The following is a 21,560-nucleotide window of genomic DNA, read 5'->3' on the forward strand; positions in this document are numbered from 1 at the left end:
CGCGAGCAAGCCCGCTCCCACAGGGGTAGGTGTTGATTGAGTTAGCCCGCCCCGCGCAAATGCTCCATCGCCCACACGGCCGCCTCTACCCGTGAGCGCAAACCCAGTTTGTGCAGCAAGTTCTTCACATGAACCTTGACCGTGCCTTCGGTGATGCCCAGTTTGTGGCCGATGACTTTGTTGCTGCAGCCGCCGGCGATGGTCTTGAGCACCTGGCGTTCACGCTCGGTCAGTTCCACGTCGGCCTGGCGGGGCGGGGAGCGCAGCGCCTGGGCCATGACGCGGGTCAGACCGGGGCTGATCACCAGCGCGCCGTTGAGGGCGTCGCGGATGTACTGCACCAGCAGCTCCGGCTCCATGTCCTTGAGCAGGTATCCGTTGGCATCGAGGCGCAGGGCATCGCGGATGTCATCCTCGGCGTCGGAGACGGTGAACAGCAATACTTTGCCGGTGTAATGCATGGCCCGCAGCCGGCGCAGGGTTTCGATGCCGTTCATTTGCGGCATGTTGTTGTCCAGCAGCACCAGGTCGGGTTTGAGCGGTTCGATCAGGGTCAGGGCTTCTTCGCCGTGGCTGGCTTCGCCGACGATGTGCAAGTCGTCTTCGAGTTCAAGCATCTGACGGATCCCTCGACGCATCATTGGGTGGTCGTCGACCAGCAGGAGGGTGTGACGCAGGGGGGCGTTCATGTTGCGAGACCTTCGCTGTGTTGGCCCAGGAATTCCGGTTGGAAATGCACCTGGATACGGGTGCCCTGGGGCGTTCGGGAGTTAATTTGCAGTTGGCCGCGCAAGCTGCGGGCTCGTTCGTTCATGATGTTCAGGCCATGGTGTTCGCGCTGGTCCACTTCGCCACTGAAGCCCCGGCCATCGTCTTCGACCGACAAGCGCACGGTTTCGCCTTCCTGGCGAAGTTCGAGCCAGGCGTTCTCTGCATGGGCATGGCGCAGGCAGTTGGAAAGCGCCTCACGGGTGATCTGCAGGATATGGATCTGCTCGCTGGCCGAGAGCTCGAAGGCCAGGGTGTCGACGAACAGATGCACCTGGAAATCGCCCCGGCGGGAGAACTCTTCAGCGGTGTCCTTGAGTTCCTGGACCAACCCGTCGTCGTGGATCTGCAAGCGGAACGTGGTGAGCAGTTCACGCAACTGGCGGTAGGCATTATTCAGGCCTTCGCGCAGTTCGGCGGTGACGGTCTCAAGGGTTTGCACCGGCTCGCCGCGCCGCATCAGGGTTTGCATGCGGCTCACCTGCAGCTTCATGTACGACAAGGCTTGGGCCAGGGAATCATGTAGCTCGCGGGCAATGATCGTGCGCTCATCGAGCAGCAGCAGGCGATGGTCCTGTTCGCGCTGGCGCTTGAGGGATAGCGAAGTGCCGATCAGGTTCGCCAGGGCCTGGATCAGTGCGGTTTCCCAGGGTTGGGCCTTATGGCCGTCAACAAAATTCGCCTTGAGCTCACCCAGTTCCGTGCCCTGGTTACTGATGCTGAACGTCTGCGGCCGGGCGCTGTGATGTTTCTGGCAGGTGGCGCAATCGCTGCTGGCGCAGACCTCGCGGCTGTTGGCGCCATGCAGCGACAGCAGTTGCCGGGCCGGCGCCTGCAACTGGCCTTGCAGGCACAGCGACAGACGCAGGCCCGGCAGCCGCTGCTGGAACCGGCTGATCAGTTCATCCAACCCTTCGGCATTGGCCTGCCGCGTGGCCAGGCTGCGGCTGCTCTGATACAGCAGCTCCAGGGCGGCATTGGCCTGTTGCAGGTTCAGGGTCTTTTGCCGGACCTGGTTCTCCAGGGTGCGGTGCGATTGCTCGATCGTCTCGGCCATGGTGTTGAAGCTGGTCGCCAACTGGCCCAGTTCATCCTCGGACTGATGATTGACCCGCACCTGGAACTCGCCACGGCGAAAGCGCTGAGTGGCATCCACCAGCTCCTGCAACGGCGTGACCACGCCGTACTGCAATTCATACAGGCCAATCAGCAGGATGATCATGGTGCTGAACAGCGCCATGCCCTGGATCGTCTGTTGCCAGGCTTGCTTGTGCTCGCTCTGGCGCTGCAACAGGGTGACGAACTGGTCCAGTTGCTCGACGAAGGAGCCGGCGCTGGCGTGAAAGAACGCTGAATCGCCGCGTTCGATGGCCGGACGCAAGGTCTGGTTCCAGCGCTGCATGAGGCTCTGATAGCTCTGATGCAGGGAGGTCGTCGGTCCGTCTTCCAGCACGGCGCGCAGGGACGGGCTTTCGAGACGTCGTTGCAGGCTGTCGATGATCGCCGGGACATCGTCGCTGGCCCCGGCGGTCAATTTCCAGCTCAGGTGATAGGTCTCCATGCGCACGGATCCGGCGGTGTTGATGGCGGCAGCATCACCCTGGCTGAACCAGGCAATCAGACCGGCGCTCAAGGAACTGGCCAGGGCCAGGATGGCGATCAGGATCACCGCCAGCCCGGCGCGAGCGGGCAGGGAACTGCGCAGCCAGCGCATCATCGAGACCGACCCTGGAAGAAAATCTGCAAACCGAACATGGGGGATGCCCTGGACTTGGGGGGGTAGCAGCCGATCCCGGACGCACTACCTCTAAAGAGTTGTCGGCCGCTCCGTTTCGATAAAAGCGTCGGCCGAAATGTTCAAGGCCTTGATAAATAAAGGTTCTTATCAACTTCAGGCTCTACCCCCTAAGAGGTAGACGGCGCCAGCATAGGTCAGTACCGCCGGGACGCACGTTGACCCAAGTCAAGTTTTAGCAGGGTAGGCATCACTAGGCTGCGCTCATCGAACTTATGGGGAGTGCACCGAGATGCGAGCGCAAGTGCAACAAGGGCTGGTACTGGGGATGAGTACCCTGGCCTTCACCGTGTGCTTCATGGTCTGGATGATGTTTGCCGTGCTCGGTGTTCCGATCAAGGAAATGCTGGCCCTGAACGAAACCCAGTTTGGCTTGCTGGCGGCCACGCCGGTGCTCACCGGTTCGCTGGTGCGCCTGCCTCTGGGGTTGCTGACCGACCGCTTCGGCGGGCGCATCGTGTTCTTCCTGCTGATGCTCTCCTGTGTGCTGCCGCTGTACCTGATCACCCTGGCGACTGCTTTCTGGCAGTTCCTGGTGCTTGGTCTGTTCGTCGGCCTGGCCGGGGGATCGTTCTCGGTGGGCATCGCTTATGTGGCCAAGTGGTTCGACAAACAGAATCAAGGCTTCGCGATGGGTGTGTTCGGCGCGGGTAACGCTGGCGCCGCATTGACCAAATTCCTCGCGCCGGCCTTGATCGCATTCGGTTCCTGGCACCTGGTGCCGAAGGTGTTCAGCGCCATTCTGTTCATCACCGCGCTGCTGTTCTGGTTCCTCACCACCGAGAAAAAGGAACACAGCGGCAGCGGTGGCGCCACGTTGCGCGAGCAATTGAAAACCCTGAAAGAGCCGGCCGTTTGGCGCTACTGCCAGTACTACTCGATCGTGTTCGGCGGCTATGTGGCCCTGGCCCTCTGGATGACCAAGTACTACGTGCAGGAATACGGCTTCAGCCTGCAAAGCGCGGCGTTGCTGGCAGCGTGTTTTTCCCTGCCCGGAGGCGTGCTGCGAGCGGTCGGTGGCTGGATGTCCGACCGCTGGGGCGCTCAGAGCGTGACCTGGTGGGTGTTGTGGGTCAGCTGGATCTGCCTGTTCCTGCTCTCGTACCCACAGACCCAACTGCAAGTGCAGACCGTCAACGGCACGGTGGATTTTCACATCGGCCTCAACGCCACACTGTTCACCGTGCTGCTGTTCGTGATGGGCATTGCCTTCGCGTTCGGCAAGGCCTCGGTCTTCAAGTACATCGCCAATGACTACCCGAAAAACATGGGCGCGGTGTCCGGCATCGTCGGCCTGGCCGGCGGGTTGGGGGGCTTTGTGCTGCCGATCATGTTCGGCGCCCTGGTGGACCTCACCGGCGTGCGCTCGTCCTGCTTCATGTTGATGTACGGCGTGGTCTGGGTCTCCCTCATCTGGATGTACCTGAGCGAGGTGCGCAAGCGCCCGCTGTTGGGTAAACAGCCGCCCGCCAGCCAATCCCCGTTTTCCAGCATTGCCCAAGGAGAAGAACATGTCCGTTCTGCAAACGCCTGAAAAGGGCCCGGTCATCCATGACTGGCGCCCGGAAGACCCCGCGTTCTGGGGCAAGAGTGGCAAACAGACCGCCCGGCGTAACCTGTGGATTTCCATCCCGGCGCTGCTGTTGGCCTTCGCGGTGTGGATGGTCTGGAGCACGGTGATCGTGCGCCTGAACGCCATCGGCTTCAGCTTCAGTACCGACCAGTTGTTCTGGCTCGCGGCCTTGCCGGGGCTGTCGGGCGCGACCTTGCGCATCTTCTATTCGTTCATGGTGCCGATCTTCGGCGGTCGTCGCTGGACGGCCCTGAGCACCGCGTCGCTGCTGATACCGGCGCTGTGGATGGGCTTTGCCGTGCAGGATCCGGCCACGCCTTACAGCGTGTTCGTGCTGATTGCGCTGCTCTGTGGTTTTGGCGGCGGCAACTTCGCCTCGAGCATGTCCAACATCAGCTTCTTTTACCCCAAGTCCCAGCAGGGCACGGCCCTGGGTTTGAACGCCGGGCTGGGCAACCTGGGCGTGTCGGTGATGCAGTTCAGCGTGCCGCTGGTGATTTCCTTCGGTGTCTTCGGCTTCATGGGCGGCCAGCCGCAGGTGCTGGCCGACGGCAGTTCGTTATGGCTGCAGAACGCCGGTTTTATCTGGGTGCCGTTCATCCTCGCCGTAACCGTGATCGCCTGGTTCGGCATGAACGACCTGTCCAGCGCCCGCGCTTCGTTCAGCGAGCAGGCAGTGATTTTCAAGCGCAAGCACAACTGGCTGATGTGCTGGTTGTACCTGGCGACTTTCGGTTCGTTCATTGGTTTCTCGGCCGCGTTTCCGCTGCTGATCAAAACCTCGTTCCCTGACGTCATCGCCCTGAAGTTCGCCTTCCTTGGCCCGCTGGTGGGGGCCTTGGTACGGCCACTGGGTGGCTGGCTGGCGGACAAGCTCGGCGGCGCGAAGGTCACCTTGTGGAACTTCGTACTGATGATCGCGATGGTCTTCGGCGTCATGCACTTCCTGCCGCAGAACGGCCAGGGCGGTAGTTTCTACGGCTTCCTCGGCATGTTCATGTTGCTGTTCATCACCACTGGCGTGGGCAACGGTTCCACGTTCCGCATGATCCCGGTGATCTTCCGCACCCTGCATGAAAAAGCCAGCCGCGGCCAACAACCCGAACTGCGTGAACAAGCGCTCAAGAACGCCGGCAAGGAGTCGGCCGCGGTGCTGGGTTTCAGCTCGGCCATGGGCGCCTTCGGCGCGTTCTTCATCCCCAAATCATTCGGCACTTCGATGGCCCTGACCGGCGGCCCGGAGATGGCCTTCTACATGTTCGTCGGCTTCTACCTGAGCTGCATCGTGGTGACCTGGTGGTGGTACGCCCGCAAGGGCGCCGCAACACCGTGCTAAGCCGAACCTAAACCTGCGTGGGCGGGGCGCAGACCCCGCGGAGCAAGCCTGAGAGGAACACACTGTGAGTCATTTACTGGATCAACTGCGGTTTTTCAACCGTAAGCAAGGCGAGTTTTCCGACGGCCATGGCGAGACCCGCAAGGAGTCCCGCGACTGGGAGAACGTCTACCGTTCCCGCTGGCAGTACGACAAGATCGTGCGTTCCACCCACGGGGTGAACTGCACCGGTTCGTGCTCGTGGAAAATCTACGTCAAGAACGGCCTGATCACCTGGGAAACCCAGCAGACCGATTACCCGCGCACCCGTAACGACTTGCCCAACCACGAGCCGCGCGGCTGTCCTCGTGGCGCTAGCTATAGCTGGTACATCTACAGCGCCAACCGGCTCAAGTACCCGAAGATCCGCAAGCCATTGCTCAAGCTGTGGCGCGACGCCCGGCAGACCCTGGCACCGGTCGAAGCCTGGGCCAGCATCGTCGAGGACAAGGCCAAGGCCGACTCGTATAAAAGCAAGCGCGGCATGGGCGGTTTCATCCGTTCCAACTGGGAAGAAGTCAACGAGATCATCGCCGCGGCCAACGTCTACACCGTCAAGCAATACGGCCCGGATCGGGTGGTCGGCTTCTCGCCGATCCCGGCCATGTCGATGGTCAGCTATGCCGCAGGTTCGCGTTACCTGTCGCTGATCGGTGGCGTGTGCCTGAGCTTCTACGACTGGTACTGCGACCTGCCACCGGCCTCGCCGATGGTTTGGGGCGAGCAGACCGACGTGCCGGAATCGGCCGACTGGTACAACTCCAACTACATCATTGCCTGGGGCTCCAACGTCCCGCAGACCCGCACCCCTGACGCGCACTTTTTCACCGAGGTGCGCTACAAGGGCACCAAGACCGTGGCGATCACCCCGGACTATTCGGAAGTCGCCAAGCTCACCGACCTGTGGCTCAACCCCAAGCAGGGCACCGACGCGGCCCTGGCCCAGGCTTTCAACCATGTGATCTTCAAAGAGTTTCACCTGGACAAGCCCAGCGCCTACTTCACCGAGTACGCCAAGCGTTACACCGACTTGCCGGTGCTGGTGATGCTCAAGCCAATGCTCGGCGTGGCGCCGGGTTCGGGCTACCAGCCTGATCGCTTCCTGCGCGCCAGCGACCTGACCAATAACCTCGGTCAAGAGAACAACCCTGAATGGAAAACCATCGCCCTGGATGCCAGCGGTGAACTGGTTTCGCCACAAGGCTCCATCGGCTATCGCTGGGGCGAGGAGGGCAAATGGAACATTCTTGCCCGTGAAGGCGGTGAGGGCCGTGAGATCGACCTCAAGCTCAGCCTGATTGGCGATGACGTCGCTGAAGTGGCGTTCCCGTATTTTGCCGGTGAAGCCCAGGAGTACTTCCAGCACGTGGCCGGTGAAGCGGTGCAGTACCGCCGAGTGCCGGTGCACAGCGTGGTGCTGGCTGACGGCAGCGTGGCGAAGGTCGCCACGGTGTTTGACCTGTCGGCGGCCAACCTGGCCATCGACCGTGGCCTGGGTGGCGCCAACGTTGCCAAGGACTACGACGACGCCTCGGTGCCCGGCACCCCGGCCTGGCAGGAGCAGATCACCGGCGTGAGCCGCGAGAAAGCCATCCAGATCGCCCGTGAGTTCGCTGACAACGCCGACAAGACCCGTGGCCGTTCGATGATCATCGTCGGCGCGGCGATGAACCACTGGTACCACATGGACATGAACTACCGTGGGCTGATCAACATGCTCATGCTCTGTGGGTGTGTCGGTCAGACCGGCGGCGGTTGGGCCCACTATGTCGGCCAGGAAAAACTCCGTCCGCAATGCGGCTGGTTGCCCCTGGCCTTCGGTCTGGACTGGAACCGTCCGCCCCGGCAGATGAACGGCACCAGCTTCTTCTACGGCCACAGCTCGCAATGGCGCCACGAGAAGATGAGCATGCACGACGTGCTCTCGCCCCTGGCGGACAAATCGCAGTTCCCCGAGCATGCCCTGGACTACAACATTCGCGCCGAACGGGCTGGCTGGCTGCCCAGCGCGCCACAACTCAACACCAACCCGCTGCACATCTGCCGCGATGCCGCCGCCGCGGGCCTGGAGCCCAAGGATTACGTGGTCAAGTCGCTGCAGGACGGCACCCTGCGGTTTGCCTGCGAGCAACCTGACAGCCCGGTTAACTTCCCGCGCAACATGTTCATCTGGCGTTCCAACCTGCTGGGCTCCTCGGGCAAAGGCCACGAGTACATGCTCAAGTACCTGCTGGGCACCAAGAACGGCGTGATGAACGAAGACATCGGCTTTGGCGGCGAATCCAAGCCTACCGAGGCTGAATGGGTCGACAACGGTGCCATCGGCAAACTGGACCTGGTGACCACCCTGGACTTCCGCATGTCCTCGACCTGCGTGTACTCCGACATCGTCTTGCCGACCGCGACCTGGTACGAAAAAGACGACATGAACACGTCGGACATGCACCCGTTCATCCACCCATTGTCGGCCGCCATCGATCCGGCCTGGGAATCGCGTTCGGACTGGGAAATCTACAAGGGCATCGCCAAGGCGTTCTCCGCCATGTCGGTCGGACACCTGGGTGTCGAGAAAGACCTGGTCACCGTGCCGTTGATGCATGACAGCGTCGGTGAACTGGCCCAGCCGTTTGGTGGCACCGACTGGAAAAGCGCCGGCGTGGCGCCGCAACCGGGCAAGAACGCACCCAATCTGCAGGTGGTGGAGCGCGATTACCCGAACATCTACAAGCAGTTCACGTCCCTGGGCCCGATGCTGGAAAAACTCGGCAACGGCGGCAAGGGCATCAACTGGAACACCGACGATGAAGTGAAATTCCTCGGTGAGCTCAATCACCATGAAGTCGACGTCGGTATCAGCCAGGGTCGGCCGAAGATCGACAGCGCCATTGACGCGGCTGAGGTGATTCTGTCCCTGGCCCCGGAAACCAATGGCCAGGTGGCCGTCAAGGCCTGGGCGGCCCTGTCGAAATTCACCGGTATCGATCACAGCCATCTGGCGCTGTCCAAGGCCCACGAAGCGATTCGCTTCCGCGACATCCAGGCCCAGCCGCGCAAGATCATTTCCAGCCCGACCTGGTCTGGCCTGGAAGACGATCACGTCAGCTACAACGCCGGCTATACCAACGTTCACGAGGCGATTCCATGGCGCACCATCACTGGCCGCCAGCAGTTCTACCAGGATCACCCGTGGATGCAGGCGTTCGGCGAGCAACTGATGAGCTATCGGCCGCCGGTCAACACCCGCACCATCGAAGGCGTGAAGGGCAAGCGCAGCAATGGCGAGACCGAGATCGTCCTGAACTGGATCACCCCGCACCAGAAGTGGGGCATCCACAGCACCTACAGCGACAACCTGCTGATGCTCACCTTGAGCCGTGGCGGACCGATTGTCTGGCTTTCGGAAATCGACGCCAAGCGCGCCGGTATCGAGGACAACGATTGGATCGAGTGCTTCAACGTCAACGGTGCACTGACCGCCCGCGCGGTGGTCAGTCAGCGCGTCAAGGAAGGCATGGTGATGATGTATCACGCTCAGGAACGGATCGTGAACGTGCCAGGTTCGGAAACCACCAAGACCCGTGGCGGCCACCATAACTCGGTGACCCGCGTGGTGCTCAAGCCCACTCACATGATCGGTGGCTACGCGCAACAAGCCTACGGTTTCAACTATTACGGCACGGTCGGTTGCAACCGCGACGAGTTCGTCGTGGTGCGCAAGATGTCCAAGGTCGATTGGCTCGACGGTTCCAGTGGCGATGATCTGCCACGTCCACTGCCAACCGATATCGAGGAGAACTGAGATGAAAATTCGCTCACAAATCGGCATGGTCCTGAACCTGGACAAATGCATCGGCTGCCACACCTGCTCGATCACCTGCAAGAACGTCTGGACCAGCCGCGAAGGCATGGAGTACGCCTGGTTCAACAACGTTGAATCCAAGCCCGGCATCGGCTACCCCAAGGAATGGGAAAACCAGGACAAGTGGAAGGGCGGCTGGATCCGCAACGCCGACGGTTCGATCAACCCGCGCATCGGCGGCAAGTTCCGCGTGCTGGCGAACATCTTCGCCAACCCGGACCTGCCGAGCCTGGACGATTACTACGAACCGTTCGACTTCGACTACCAGCACCTGCACACGGCGCCGCTGGGCGAGCATCAGCCCACCGCACGGCCGCGCTCGCTGGTGTCTGGCAAGCGCATGGAGAAAATCGAATGGGGCCCGAACTGGGAGGAAATCCTCGGCACCGAGTTCGCCAAGCGGCGCAAGGACAAGAACTTCGACCAGATCCAGGCGGACATCTACGGCGAATACGAAAACACTTTCATGATGTACCTGCCGCGTCTGTGCGAGCACTGCCTGAACCCGGCGTGCGCGGCGTCCTGCCCGAGCGGGGCGATCTACAAGCGCGAGGAGGACGGCATCGTCCTGATCGACCAGGAGAAATGCCGGGGCTGGCGCATGTGCATCAGCGGCTGCCCGTACAAGAAAATCTATTTCAACTGGAAGAGCGGCAAATCGGAAAAATGCATTTTCTGCTACCCGCGCATCGAAGCCGGGATGCCGACCGTTTGCGCTGAAACCTGCGTAGGGCGCATTCGCTACCTGGGTGTGTTGCTGTATGACGCCGACCGCATCAGTGAAGTGGCGAGCACCGCCAACGAGCACGACCTGTATGAGAAGCAACTGGAGATCTTCCTCGACCCGAACGACCCGGCGGTGATTCGCCAGGCCCTGGCCGACGGCGTGCCGCAGTCGGTGATCGACTCGGCGCAACGCTCGCCGGTCTACAAAATGGCCGTGGACTGGAAACTCGCGCTGCCGTTGCACCCTGAATACCGCACCTTGCCCATGGTTTGGTACGTGCCGCCACTGTCGCCGATCCAGAACGCTGCGGCGGCCGGCACTGTGGGCATGAACGGGGTGATCCCGGACGTCGACAGCCTGCGCATCCCGCTGCGCTACCTGGCCAACATGCTCACCGCCGGCGATGAAAAGCCGGTCAAGCGCGCCCTCAAGCGCCTGCTGGCGATGCGTGCCTACAAGCGTTCCGAACAGGTGGACGGCGTGCAGGACCTGCAGGTGCTGGCCGATGTCGGCCTGAGCGTGAACCAGGTGGAAGAGATGTACCGCTACCTGGCCATCGCCAACTACGAAGACCGTTTCGTCGTGCCAAGCGCCCACCGCGAAGACGCCATGAGCGACGCGTTCGCCGAACGCTCCGGTTGTGGTTTCAGTTTCGGCAGCGGTTGCAGTGGCAGTTCCGACACCAACATGTTCGGCGGCAAAAAAGCCAATCGCCGCGACGTGATCAAAACCGTGCAGTTGTGGGAGGAATGAACATGCGCATTCTCAAGGTGATTTCGTTGCTGCTCGATTATCCGACCGAGACCCTGGTGCAAGGCCGTGACGAGCTGGAACAGGCCATCCTCCAGGCACGGGAAATCAGTCCGCAACAGCGCGCCGCGCTGTTCGAACTGCTCGAACTGATCTGCGGCAAGGACCTGATGGACGGCCAGGAGCACTACGGTGCGCTGTTCGGCCGTGGGCGCTCGTTGTCGCTGCTGTTGTTCGAACACGTCCATGGCGAATCCCGCGATCGGGGCCAGGCCATGGTGGACATGATGGCCCAGTACGAAGAGGCCGGTTTTGCCATCGGCGTGAAGGAACTGCCCGATTACATCCCGCTGTACCTGGAGTTTCTCTCCACCCGCGAAGACGTCGAGGCTCGCGAGGGCCTGGCTGACGTGGAACACCTGTTGGCCTTGCTCGCTGCACGCCTGGAAGAGCGGGAAAGCGCCTACGCCAGTTGCTTCAGGGCCTTGCTGCAAATCGCCGGGGCCGAGCCCCAGGTGGCGGTGGCCGGGTTGCGCGAGCAGGTAAAGGCCGAGCCACGGGATGACTCCCTCGAAGCCCTGGACAAGATCTGGGAAGAAGAAGCGGTGGATTTCATGCAGGCCGAACAACAGGACCGTTGCAGTTCACTGCCCAGCGGGCCAGGCAAGGCGCGGGACGAAAGTGCGGTGCCGTTGCACTGGGTGGATTTTCAGCATGAAGGCCTGGCCGCAGCGCCAGCCGGGGAGGTGGGTAATGTCTAAATGGGATCTGTTGATGTTCGGGGTCTACCCCTATGTCGCCTTGGCGATTTGCCTGATCGGCAGTTGGGCGCGGTTCGACCTGTCCCAGTACACCTGGAAGGCCGGTTCCAGCCAGATGCTGAGCAACCGTGGCATGCGTGTGGCGAGCAACCTGTTCCACGTCGGTGTGCTGTTCGTGCTGGCTGGGCACTTTGTCGGCCTGCTGACACCCTCGGCGATCTACCACCATGTATTGAGCACTGAGAACAAGCAGTTGCTGGCGATGGTGTCCGGCGGTTTCTTCGGTGTGCTGGGCCTGATCGGCCTGGTGATGCTGCTCAACCGGCGGCTGACTGACCCGCGGGTGCGTGCCACGTCCAGTACGTCGGACATCCTGGTGTTGGTGGTGCTGCTGGTGCAACTGGTGCTGGGCTTGATGACCATTGTGGCGTCGACCGCCCATATGGACGGCTCGGTGATGGTGATGCTGGCCGACTGGGCACAGAACACTGTGCTGTTGCGTCCGGTTGAGGCGGCCGCGGCCATTGCGCCAGTGGGCTTGGTCTACAAGCTTCATGTGGTGCTGGGCCTGACCCTGTTCGTGCTGTTCCCGTTCACCCGTCTGGTACACATCGTCAGTGCGCCGGTCTGGTACCTGGGACGTCGTTATCAAATCGTTCGGCAGAAGTTTTGAGGAGAAGATCATGGCGAGTGGATGCGGATGTGGTGGCAGTGGTGGCGGCAGCGGCGGTTGTGGTTCTTCGGCAAAAGCGGCACCGGTGATGGCGTCGATCGATGAGGTCGAACCGACCGGGGCGGTGCAGTTCGAACCGGCCCAGGCCGGGCCGGCAGCGGGCGATGATGCCCCGGCGCAATTGATCGCCAGCAGTGAGCAGGAGTGGCCGATCATCAGCGTCAACGGGGTGTCGATCACCCCGCAGGCGATGGCCCAGGAGCTGCAATATCACCCGGCTGAAAGCCGCGAGGATGCGGTCTACCAGGCTGCCCGGGCGTTGGTGATCCGGGAATTGCTCCAGCAACGCATTGCCGAGCTGGGGCTGGCGTTGCAGGTGGGCGCCGGTGAAAACGAAGAGGAGGCGGCCACGCGGCTGTTGCTCGAACGTGAGGTGCAGGTGCCGCAATGTGATGAGGCGACCTGTTTGCGCTACTACGAAAGCAATCGGGCGCGCTTTCACAGCGCACCGTTGCTGGCGGTGCGGCACATCCTGCTCGAGTGTGCACCGGACGACGCCGAAGCGCGCGACCAGGCGCACGGCCAGGCCGAAAACCTGCTGCAACGCCTGGACGAGTTCCCCGGCAGCTTTGCCGAGCTGGCGCTGAACCACTCGGCCTGCCCGTCCAAGGCGCAGGGCGGTTCGCTGGGGCAGATCAGCAAGGGCCAGACCGTGCCCGAACTGGAGCGCCAGTTGTTTGCCTTGCCGGCCGGCCTGGTTGGCAAACCGCTGGAAAGTCGCTACGGCTGGCATGTGATCAGCATCGATCAGCGTGTCGAAGGCCAACCGTTGCCTTATGAGGCGGTGGCGACGGCGATTCGCACCCAACTGCAACAAGGCGTGTGGCAGAAGGCGCTGGTGCAGTACCTGCAAACCCTGATCGGTGCGGCGGACATTCGCGGCATTCATCTTCAGGGCGCCGACTCGCCGCTGGTGCAGTGAGCACCGGCTCAATCAGGGGACAGACATGAACGCCGTGTTGCAGGACGGATTTGGGCGCCAGATCGATTATCTGCGGATGTCGGTGACCGATCGTTGTGATTTTCGCTGTGTGTATTGCATGGCGAAAAACATGACCTTCCTGCCGCGTCAGCAAGTGTTGACCCTGGAGGAACTGCACCGCTTGGCGCGGCTGTTCGTGGGCCTGGGGGTCAAGAAGATCCGCCTGACCGGTGGCGAACCGCTGATCCGTCCGGGCATCGTCGGGTTGTGTCGCGACATCGCGGCGTTGCCCGGCCTGCGGGAACTGGTGATGACCAGCAACGGTTCGCAGCTGGGGCGACTGGCCCGACCGCTGGTCGAAGCCGGGGTCAAGCGCATGAACATCAGCCTGGACAGTCTGGATGGCGAGCGCTTTCGGGCGATCACCCGCAACGGTGACCTGGATCAGGTGCTGGCGGGCATTGAGGCGGCGAAGGCCGCGGGGTTCGAGCGGATCAAGCTCAACTGCGTGGTGATGAAAGGGCGCAACTTCGATGAAGTCCCGGCGCTGGTGCAGTACGCCATCGAGCAACGCATCGACATCAGCTTCATCGAGGAAATGCCCCTGGGTGAAGTCGGGCGTTCCCGTGGTGAGTCGTTCTGTTCCAGCGATGAGGTCCGGGCTGTCATTGCCGGCCATCACCGGCTGCTCGACAGCACCGAAAACAGCGGCGGCCCGGCGCGTTATGTGCGCCTGGAGCAGCATGCGCAGACCCGAATCGGTTTTATTTCCCCCAATACCCATAACTTTTGCGCCAGTTGCAACCGAGTGCGCATGACCGTTGAAGGACGGTTGCTGCTGTGCCTGGGACAGGAGGACTCGCTGGACCTGCGCAGCTTGCTGCGGCGTTATCCGCTGGACGATCAACCGGTGATCCAGGCGGTGCAACAGGCCTTGCGCGGGAAACCTTTGCGCCATGACTTCAACCCGGGCGGGGAAGTGCAGATTGTGCGTTTCATGAATATGAGTGGTGGGTGAGCTGCACCGAACATATTGAATGTACCGCCGCCATCGCGAGCAGGCTCGCTCCCACAGGGGATCTAAGGTGTACGCAGAAATTGCAGTCGCCTGAAACCAATGTGGGAGCGAGCCTGCTCGCGATGACGACAGCAAGGTCAACCTCAATGCCTGCTGACCGACCCTCGATTCTTGATATCGATCAATTGCAACTCGATCGTTTGGCCGTACTCTCCACTGCATATTGTGTTTATAGCTTATTAATTATCTATATGTAGTGTCTGGAGCCAAAATGCAGAGCACGTTGATCACAGTGGGGTGTAACCGTTTGCACAAGCGCGACGGCAGTGTGGTTGCCTTCGACGCGGACAAGATCCGCCAGGCGCTGATCGCCGCTGGCAAGGCCACTGGCGAATACGCCGAGGCCGAGGCCGAGGAGTTGCTGAAGGCAGTGCTGGCTCGACTGGAAGGGCAAACGCGCTTGAACGTCGAGCAGATCCAGGACCGTGTCGAGCGGGTGCTGATGGACGCCGGTTTCTTTCTGGCCATGCGTGCCTATATCGTCTATCGCGAGCAACATGGACGCCTGCGCCGCGACCGTCGCACCCTGGTCGAAGTCGCCACTTCGATGAACGAATACCTGGACCGCGAAGACTGGCGCGTGCAGGCCAACGCCAACCAGGGTTACTCCCTCGGTGGGCTGATCCTCAATGTATCGGGCAAGGTCACCGCCAACTACTGGCTCGACGAGGTCTACAGCCAGGCCATCGGCCAGGCACACCGCGAGGCCGATCTGCATGTCCATGACCTGGACATGCTCGCCGGCTACTGTGCCGGCTGGTCCTTGCGTACGCTGTTGCACGAAGGCCTCAACGGCGTACCGGGTCGGGTCGAGGCCGGGCCGCCCAAGCATTTGAGCAGCGCCTTGGGGCAGATGGTGAATTTCCTCGGCACCCTGCAAAACGAATGGGCCGGCGCCCAGGCGTTCAGCTCGTTCGACACCTACCTGGCGCCCTATGTGCGCAAGGACAAGCTCAGCTATGGCGAGGTGCGCCAGTCGTTGCAGGAGTTTATCTACAACCTCAACGTTCCGTCGCGCTGGGGGACACAAACCCCGTTCACCAACCTCACGTTCGATTGGGTCTGCCCGGAGGATCTGCGCGAACAGATCCCGGTGATCGGCGGCGAAGAGATGCCGTTCGCCTATGGCGACCTGCAAGAAGAAATGGAGCTGATCAACCGCGCCTACATTGAGGTGATGCAGGCCGGTGACGCGAAAGGGCGGGTATTCACCTTCCCGATCCCGACCTACAACATCACCCATGATTTCCCGTGGGACAGCGAGAACGCCGACCGGCTGTTCGAAATGACCGCCCGTTATGGCCTGCCGTATTTCCAGAACTTCCTCAACTCGGACATGCAACCCAACCAGGTGCGCTCGATGTGCTGCCGCCTGCAACTGGATGTGCGCGAGCTGCTCAAGCGCGGTGGGGGGCTGTTCGGCTCGGCGGAACAAACCGGCTCACTGGGTGTGGTGACGATCAACTGCGCGCGCCTGGGCTACCTGTACAAAGGCGACACCAGCGCGCTGCTGCAACGCATCGATGCGCTGATGGAACTGGCGAAGGAGAGCCTGGAGGTCAAGCGCAAGGTCATCCAGCACCACATGGACGCCGGTCTGTACCCGTACACCAAGCGCTACCTGGGCACCCTGCGCAATCACTTCTCCACCATCGGCGTGAACGGCCTGCACGAAATGCTGCGCAATTTCACCGATGACCAGCAAGGCCTGCATACCGAGCAAGGCCGGGCATTCGCGCTGAAACTGCTGGATCATGTGCGTGCCACGCTGCTGCGCTTCCAGGAAGAAACCGGCCACCTCTACAACCTGGAAGCCACGCCCGCCGAAGGCACCACCTACCGTTTCGCCAAAGAAGACCTCAAACGCTACCCCGATATCTTGCAGGCCGGCAGTCCGATCGCACCGTATTACACCAACTCGTCGCAATTGCCGGTGGGCTTCACCGACGACCCGTTCGAAGCCCTGGAACTGCAAGACGAACTGCAATGCAAATACACCGGCGGCACCGTGCTGCACCTGTACATGGCCGAGCAGATCTCCTCCACACAGGCCTGCAAGCAGCTGGTGCGCAAGGCCCTGGGACGTTTCCGCTTGCCGTACCTGACCATCACGCCGACCTTTTCCATCTGCCCGGTGCACGGCTACCTGGCTGGCGAGCACGAGTTTTGCCCCAAATGCGACGAGGCCTTGCTACTGCAACAGCAGTTGGCAGGCAGCGTTCACTGATCCGATCCATCGACCGCAAGGAGCTTCACCCATGAATGCATCGCAGAGTCTTCCACAAGCCCAGCGTCAACGTTGCGAAGTCTGGACCCGCGTGATGGGCTACCACCGCCCGGTGGCGGCCTTCAATCCAGGCAAGCAGTCCGAGCACCGCGAACGGGTGCATTTCACTGAAAGCGCGGCCGGGCGTCCATGAGTCGAGTGCTACGGGTCGGGGGCCTGGTGCCCCTGACCACCCTTGATTATCCGGGCCAATTGGCTTGCGTACTGTTTTGCCAGGGTTGCGCCTGGCGTTGCCGTTATTGCCACAACCCGCAACTGATCCCGCCGCGCGGCAGCGAAGAAGTGGATTGGTGTCGGGTGCTAGCGTTTTTGCAACGTCGCCAGGATCTGCTTGACGCCGTGGTGTTCAGCGGCGGCGAACCGACCTTGCAGGACGGCCTCGCCTCGGCCATGGACGAGGTGCGGCAGATGGGCTTTCGCATTGGCCTGCACAGCGCCGGCATCAAACCGGCGGCCTTCGCCAAAGTGGTCGGGCAAGCCGACTGGGTTGGCTTCGACATCAAGGCCTTGCCCGAAGACGCTCTGGACGTGACTCGGGTTCATGGCAGCGGCGCCGCCAACTGGCGTAGCCTCGACCATTTGCTGGAAAGCGGCGTGGACTATGAATGCCGGACCACCGTGCATTGGCATTTGTTCGACCCCGAACGCTTGCTGACCCTGGCTCGCCGCTTGAGCGAGCAGGGCGTCACGCGTTTCGCTGTGCAACTGGTGCGCACCGCCCGAATGCTCGACCCCCATCTTTCCAGTGTTTCGGCACAGGCCTTGCAGCCGGAGTTGTGGGCCGCCATGCGCGAGTTGTTTCCCTCGTTCGTTTTACGTAGTTGACCGTCCCCGGGGATGAACGACCGACAGCGGCTCGGGATCGCCGAGCCGTTCTTTTCTATGGCTTTTCTTATGGTTTTCAAATGCGCTGCCAATCGGCAGGTAGTTGAACAGGGAGCATTTGATATGACCAGACTCACCACTGCCCACCGTATCGTGATCGGCTTTGCCATCGCGCCACTGGCGTTGATCGCTCTGGCGTTGTACGCCTTGAACGACCTGGCCACGCTGCGCGATCAGGCGGTGCAGATCGTCAAACAGGATTGGCCGAAGATCGAGCCGATCATGGTGATCGCCACGGGCGTGCGCGATAACGCCAGGAACACCCGGGATCTGTTGATCGACAAGAACAACGCGCAGGTCCAGCAATCGATCGACATGACCCGACAACGTATTACCCAGGCCTTTACCACGCTGGAGCCGTTGTTCGACCAGCCCGAAGGCAAAGCGGCGTATGCGGCACTGAAGAAGCACCGTGAGGCGTATGTGGCCGCGTTCGTTCAAGTGCAGGCGTTGATTCGCCAGGGTGCGATGGACGACGCGATGACGCAACTCAAGCAAGGCGTGATGCCGGCGGAGATTGAGGTCTACAAAAGCCTGGAAGGACTGATGGCGATGCAAGGCAAGCTTTTCGTCCAACGTGAACGCCTGGCCCAAGCGCGTTACAGCGACGCGCGGCGCAACATGCTGGCGTTGGTGCTGGTCTGCCTGGCCCTAGTGAGTACCGTTGCGGTACTGGTGACCCGCAGCGTGACCCGTCCGTTGGGCGGCGAGCCCGATGATGCGGCGCGGGTGCTGAGCCAGATTGCCCGAGGCGACTTGACGATCCGCGTGCCGCTGGACGCCGGGAGTGCAAACGACAGCGTAATGAGCAACATGCATGACATGCAGCAGAGCCTCAACAGCATGGTCCGGCACATTGCAGCTTCGGTGGATCGGGTGGCCAGTTCCTCCGAAGAGCTGAGCGCGGTGAGCAGTCAGACCAACAGCACCCTGGAACTGCAAGGCCAGGAAATCGAACAGGCCGCGGCGGCCGTGAACCAGATGACGGCGGCGGTGGATGAAGTGGCGCGCAACGCCGTGAGTACCAGCGAAGCCTCGCGGGTCTCCGAGCAAACCGCCCAGCGTGGTCGTGAGCAGGTCCAGGAGACCGTCGCTTCGATCAGCGCATTGGCGCTGGGGGTCACGGATTCTTCGGGACGCATCCAGCAGTTGGCCGGACGGGTCGAGCACATCAGTTCGGTGCTGGACGTGATCCGCAGCATCGCCGATCAAACCAATCTGCTGGCCCTGAACGCCGCTATTGAAGCGGCCCGCGCCGGCGATGCCGGGCGCGGTTTTGCGGTGGTGGCCGACGAAGTCCGGGCGCTGGCCCATCGCACCCAGGATTCGACCCGGGAAATCGAAGAGATGATCGGCAACATTCGTCAGGACAGCGAGCACGCCGTGACATCCATGCAAAACAACAGCGAGCTGGTGCAGACCACGCTGCAAGTGGCCCGGCGCTCCGGCGATGCCCTGGATGAAATCGCCCGTTCGATCTCGCAGATCAACGAACGCAACCTGATGATCGCCAGCGCCACGGAAGAACAGGCGCTGGTAGCCCGGGAGGTAGACCGAAACCTGGTGGGTATTCGCAACTTGTCTGAACAGGTATTGCTCGGGGCCCGCCATACCGATACCGCCGGCCAGGACCTCGCGCAGATGGCCGGCTCACTGCATGAGACGGTGGCGCGTTTCAAGGTCTAGGCAACCCATGTCAGATGTAATGATCCACACAAATCCCCTGTGGGAGCGAGCCTGCTCGCGATAGCGGTGGGTCAGGTTGCATGGATGCTGGATGTGCTTACGTCATCGCGAGCAGGCTCGCTCCCACAGGGTTTTGTGTTGCATCCGGATGTGGGAGCGGCGATCACCAACCCCAGAACTGCAACCACCAGCCATAGCCCACCAGGCCGTTGGCCAATACCAGGCAGGCCATGGCCAGTCGCCGGCGGGCGGTATGTTCCAGGCGCTTGTAACCTAACCACAGGCTCCAGGCGATTGCCGCGAGCAGCAGCGCGGCCCGAGCCGGCTGTACCCAGTCGAGCAACAACCCTTCATAGCGCAGCAGTTTGACGGTGGTGGCCGACAGGCCTAGGAACAACCCTGCACCGCCGAGGGGCGTCAGAGTGATGGCTAAGGGCCAATATTGTGCGGAGTCGCCCGAGAGTCTTGTCGCCAGGCGCATCAACAGCATCAGCGACGTGCCCAACAGCAAGGCACTCATGCCTAGATACGCGACGATGCAAAAGCCATCGAGCCAACTGAAACTGTCATTGAGCTGCGGATAGTGGGTCAGTAGCCACCAGGGGGCGTTGTCCTGTAACGGCCAGAACAGCTCGTGGGCGACCAGCCATTGGGCCAGGCTTTGTTTCAAGGCAATGAACCAGGGGCTGATGGTCCACTGAAAAGCCCCCATGGCCAGGCCAATGACGCCAAACAACAACAAGCGCGCGTCCCAGGGCGAAAGGGTGGTTGCTGTTGACTGAAGGATTTCCTCGTTACTGGAGCGGGCTATCAAGCGCACCGCATCGCGCTGGCCGCTGCAGCGACCACAGGCGTGGCAATCGGCGGCACCGCGCATCCGGCGGATGTCCAGCAATGGCGCGCAGTTGGGAGGAGGGCGACGCGGCGTGGGGTTTTCCAGCCAGCGTTGTTCGTCCACACGGAAGTGCACCGGTGCCAAGCGAGCAAGGAGGGCGAAGACGCCGCTGACTGGACACAGGTAGCGGCACCATATGCGCTTGCCTCGGGCGAACAGCAGGCCAACGATCACCGCTGCGACCGTCGAACCTCCCAGGATCAACAGTGCCGCCTGGGCATAGTCATAGACGCTGATCAACTGCCCGTAGATCGTGGTCAGGCAGAACGCCAGGGTCGGCCAGCCGGCCCAACGCACCCCGCGTGGCACGCCCATGCCTTTGCCATACTGGCTGGCCCATTCACTCAAGGCACCTTCAGGACACAGCACGCCACACCAGAGTCGACCGAACAGCACGATCGACAGCAACACGAACGGCCACCAGATGCCCCAGAACAGAAACTGCGCCAGCAGCGTGAGGTTGTCGAACAGCCGAGCCTGGCTGCTGGGCAATGGCAACAGTGCCGGCACCACCAGCAGCACCGCATAGAACAGCACCACCGCCCATTGCACGGCGCGAATGGTTGCGCCGTGGCGCCGCATGCCGTCACCCAGGCGCTGGAGCCAGAAGTTCACGTCGAACATGGCAGCGTCTGCGCTTTGCGTGGCCGCAGCCAGCCGGCAAGCATCAGCCAGTAACCGAGCCACACCAACAAGGTCATGGCACTGGGACTGGCTCGATAGCCGGCGAAATCCGCCAGGAAACCGCCCAGGCCATGGCCGTCATCCAATATCGCGCTGCTGTCCCAGAGCGCGTCGCCGATGCCGTGATAGACCACTTCGGGCCAGTCCATCGCGAGCAACTGGCCGCTGATACGCTCGATGCCGCTGACCAGCAGTGCCGCTCCCAATAACAACAGGATGGTTTCGCTGAAGGCAAAGAAACGTGGCCATGAGATGAACCGACGACTGCCGTGCAGCAAGGCGATGGTCAGCAGCGCCAGCAGCAGGCCAGCCACCGCGCCCACTGCGAACAAACCCAGTGGCGCCCCTTGCAGACGCGCCCCGGCGCCATACAGGAAGACCACGGTTTCACTGCCTTCGCGGCTGACGGCCAGCAGCGCCAACACCATCAGCCCCCATCCACCCTGACGGCTGAAACGATGGTCGGCGTGACGCGTCAGATCCTGTTTCAGCGTCCCGGCGTTTCGGTGCATCCAACCGACCATTTGCACGATCAGCAGACTGGCGACCAGCGCCAACGCCGCCTGGAACCATTCATTGGCCGCGCCGCTCATGGCTTCGCCGGCCACCAGAATCAGGCCGGCCAAAATGCCCGACAGCAGCAACCCCAGCGCCACGCCAGCCCACACGAACGGCAACAAGCGACTGGCCTGTTGCTGCTGGCTGACCCAGGCCTGGAGGATCCCGATCACCAACAACGCCTCGACGCTTTCGCGCCAGACAATAAACATCGATTGAGTCAT

General features: G+C 61.9%; 16 protein-coding genes. 12 read left to right on the forward strand and 4 right to left on the reverse strand.

From position 1 onward, the window contains the following. Positions 1 to 41: 41 nt before the first annotated feature. Both narL and HU811_RS09975 read right to left on the reverse strand, forming a co-directional pair. Positions 42 to 689: a two-component system response regulator NarL gene (narL, locus tag HU811_RS09970; protein WP_092398418.1), complete on the reverse strand. Its 648-nt coding sequence runs from the start codon at positions 687 to 689 to the stop codon at positions 42 to 44. Then, on the reverse strand, positions 686 to 2,485 hold the full coding sequence (locus tag HU811_RS09975; RefSeq protein WP_186655583.1) for a HAMP domain-containing protein: 1,800 nt from the start codon (positions 2,483 to 2,485) through the stop codon (positions 686 to 688). Before HU811_RS09975 ends, narL begins: the two co-directional genes overlap by 4 nt. 310 nt (positions 2,486 to 2,795) lie before the next feature. On the opposite strand from HU811_RS09975, the gene HU811_RS09980 reads away from it, so the two are divergent. The 12 genes from HU811_RS09980 to HU811_RS10035 all read left to right on the forward strand — a co-directional run bounded on the left by HU811_RS09980 (position 2,796) and on the right by HU811_RS10035 (position 19,199). After that, on the forward strand, positions 2,796 to 4,097 hold the full coding sequence (locus HU811_RS09980; RefSeq protein WP_092398414.1) for an MFS transporter: 1,302 nt from the start codon (positions 2,796 to 2,798) through the stop codon (positions 4,095 to 4,097). Continuing rightward, positions 4,075 to 5,472 (forward strand): NarK family nitrate/nitrite MFS transporter, encoded by a 1,398-nt coding sequence (locus tag HU811_RS09985; protein ID WP_186655585.1) that lies wholly within the window; start codon positions 4,075 to 4,077, stop codon positions 5,470 to 5,472. The genes HU811_RS09980 and HU811_RS09985 overlap by 23 nt, the downstream gene beginning before the upstream one ends. Before the next feature lie 64 nt (positions 5,473 to 5,536). Next, on the forward strand, positions 5,537 to 9,310 hold the full coding sequence (locus tag HU811_RS09990; protein WP_186655587.1) for a nitrate reductase subunit alpha: 3,774 nt from the start codon (positions 5,537 to 5,539) through the stop codon (positions 9,308 to 9,310). Position 9,311: 1 nt separating this feature from the next. Beyond that, a complete protein-coding gene (narH, locus tag HU811_RS09995) occupies positions 9,312 to 10,850 on the forward strand; it encodes a nitrate reductase subunit beta (RefSeq protein WP_092398408.1) in 1,539 nt (512 codons plus the stop codon). A gap of 2 nt (positions 10,851 to 10,852) precedes the next feature. Further along, entirely contained in the window at positions 10,853 to 11,608 is a 756-nt protein-coding gene (gene narJ, locus HU811_RS10000; protein WP_092398406.1) for a nitrate reductase molybdenum cofactor assembly chaperone, read from the forward strand. Further along, entirely contained in the window at positions 11,601 to 12,281 is a 681-nt protein-coding gene (gene narI / locus HU811_RS10005) for a respiratory nitrate reductase subunit gamma (protein ID WP_092398404.1), read from the forward strand. Before narJ ends, narI begins: the two co-directional genes overlap by 8 nt. Before the next feature lie 10 nt (positions 12,282 to 12,291). Then, complete coding sequence (locus tag HU811_RS10010) at positions 12,292 to 13,263, forward strand: peptidylprolyl isomerase (RefSeq protein WP_186655589.1); 972 nt, start codon at positions 12,292 to 12,294, stop codon at positions 13,261 to 13,263. A gap of 25 nt (positions 13,264 to 13,288) precedes the next feature. Beyond that, complete coding sequence (gene moaA / locus HU811_RS10015; RefSeq protein ID WP_092398400.1) at positions 13,289 to 14,281, forward strand: GTP 3',8-cyclase MoaA; 993 nt, start codon at positions 13,289 to 13,291, stop codon at positions 14,279 to 14,281. A gap of 271 nt (positions 14,282 to 14,552) precedes the next feature. After that, entirely contained in the window at positions 14,553 to 16,568 is a 2,016-nt protein-coding gene (locus tag HU811_RS10020; protein WP_186655591.1) for a ribonucleoside triphosphate reductase, read from the forward strand. Positions 16,569 to 16,599: 31 nt separating this feature from the next. Further along, on the forward strand, positions 16,600 to 16,761 hold the full coding sequence (nrdD, locus tag HU811_RS27575) for an anaerobic ribonucleoside-triphosphate reductase (RefSeq protein ID WP_003182303.1): 162 nt from the start codon (positions 16,600 to 16,602) through the stop codon (positions 16,759 to 16,761). Beyond that, complete coding sequence (locus tag HU811_RS10030) at positions 16,758 to 17,453, forward strand: anaerobic ribonucleoside-triphosphate reductase activating protein (protein ID WP_186655594.1); 696 nt, start codon at positions 16,758 to 16,760, stop codon at positions 17,451 to 17,453. Before nrdD ends, HU811_RS10030 begins: the two co-directional genes overlap by 4 nt. A 123-nt stretch (positions 17,454 to 17,576) precedes the next feature. Continuing rightward, positions 17,577 to 19,199: a methyl-accepting chemotaxis protein gene (locus HU811_RS10035; RefSeq protein WP_186655597.1), complete on the forward strand. Its 1,623-nt coding sequence runs from the start codon at positions 17,577 to 17,579 to the stop codon at positions 19,197 to 19,199. A 163-nt stretch (positions 19,200 to 19,362) separates the two neighbouring features. Here HU811_RS10035 and HU811_RS10040 read toward each other — a convergent pair whose 3' ends face one another. Both HU811_RS10040 and HU811_RS10045 read right to left on the reverse strand, forming a co-directional pair. Next, positions 19,363 to 20,718 carry a 4Fe-4S binding protein gene (locus HU811_RS10040; RefSeq protein ID WP_186655600.1) on the reverse strand — a complete coding sequence of 452 codons (1,356 nt, stop codon included), beginning with the start codon at positions 20,716 to 20,718 and terminating at the stop codon, positions 19,363 to 19,365. Beyond that, on the reverse strand, positions 20,706 to 21,560 hold the full coding sequence (locus HU811_RS10045) for an FTR1 family iron permease (protein ID WP_186655603.1): 855 nt from the start codon (positions 21,558 to 21,560) through the stop codon (positions 20,706 to 20,708). Before HU811_RS10045 ends, HU811_RS10040 begins: the two co-directional genes overlap by 13 nt.

The sequence above is a fragment of the Pseudomonas tehranensis genome, from assembly GCF_014268615.1.
Classification (GTDB): domain Bacteria; phylum Pseudomonadota; class Gammaproteobacteria; order Pseudomonadales; family Pseudomonadaceae; genus Aquipseudomonas; species Aquipseudomonas tehranensis.

What these genes read in the sequence shown, in the direction of transcription:
- narL (WP_092398418.1), bottom strand. Translation starts at nt 689, where the DNA reads ATGAACGCCCCCCTGCGTCACACCCTCCTGCTGGTCGACGACCACCCA.
- HU811_RS09975 (WP_186655583.1), bottom strand. Translation starts at nt 2,485, where the DNA reads ATGATGCGCTGGCTGCGCAGTTCCCTGCCCGCTCGCGCCGGGCTGGCG.
- HU811_RS09980 (WP_092398414.1), top strand. Translation starts at nt 2,796, where the DNA reads ATGCGAGCGCAAGTGCAACAAGGGCTGGTACTGGGGATGAGTACCCTG.
- HU811_RS09985 (WP_186655585.1), top strand. Translation starts at nt 4,075, where the DNA reads ATGTCCGTTCTGCAAACGCCTGAAAAGGGCCCGGTCATCCATGACTGG.
- narH (WP_092398408.1), top strand. Translation starts at nt 9,312, where the DNA reads ATGAAAATTCGCTCACAAATCGGCATGGTCCTGAACCTGGACAAATGC.
- narJ (WP_092398406.1), top strand. Translation starts at nt 10,853, where the DNA reads ATGCGCATTCTCAAGGTGATTTCGTTGCTGCTCGATTATCCGACCGAG.
- narI (WP_092398404.1), top strand. Translation starts at nt 11,601, where the DNA reads ATGTCTAAATGGGATCTGTTGATGTTCGGGGTCTACCCCTATGTCGCC.
- HU811_RS10010 (WP_186655589.1), top strand. Translation starts at nt 12,292, where the DNA reads ATGGCGAGTGGATGCGGATGTGGTGGCAGTGGTGGCGGCAGCGGCGGT.
- moaA (WP_092398400.1), top strand. Translation starts at nt 13,289, where the DNA reads ATGAACGCCGTGTTGCAGGACGGATTTGGGCGCCAGATCGATTATCTG.
- HU811_RS10020 (WP_186655591.1), top strand. Translation starts at nt 14,553, where the DNA reads ATGCAGAGCACGTTGATCACAGTGGGGTGTAACCGTTTGCACAAGCGC.
- nrdD (WP_003182303.1), top strand. Translation starts at nt 16,600, where the DNA reads ATGAATGCATCGCAGAGTCTTCCACAAGCCCAGCGTCAACGTTGCGAA.
- HU811_RS10030 (WP_186655594.1), top strand. Translation starts at nt 16,758, where the DNA reads ATGAGTCGAGTGCTACGGGTCGGGGGCCTGGTGCCCCTGACCACCCTT.
- HU811_RS10035 (WP_186655597.1), top strand. Translation starts at nt 17,577, where the DNA reads ATGACCAGACTCACCACTGCCCACCGTATCGTGATCGGCTTTGCCATC.
- HU811_RS10040 (WP_186655600.1), bottom strand. Translation starts at nt 20,718, where the DNA reads ATGTTCGACGTGAACTTCTGGCTCCAGCGCCTGGGTGACGGCATGCGG.
- HU811_RS10045 (WP_186655603.1), bottom strand. Translation starts at nt 21,560, where the DNA reads ATGACTCAATCGATGTTTATTGTCTGGCGCGAAAGCGTCGAGGCGTTG.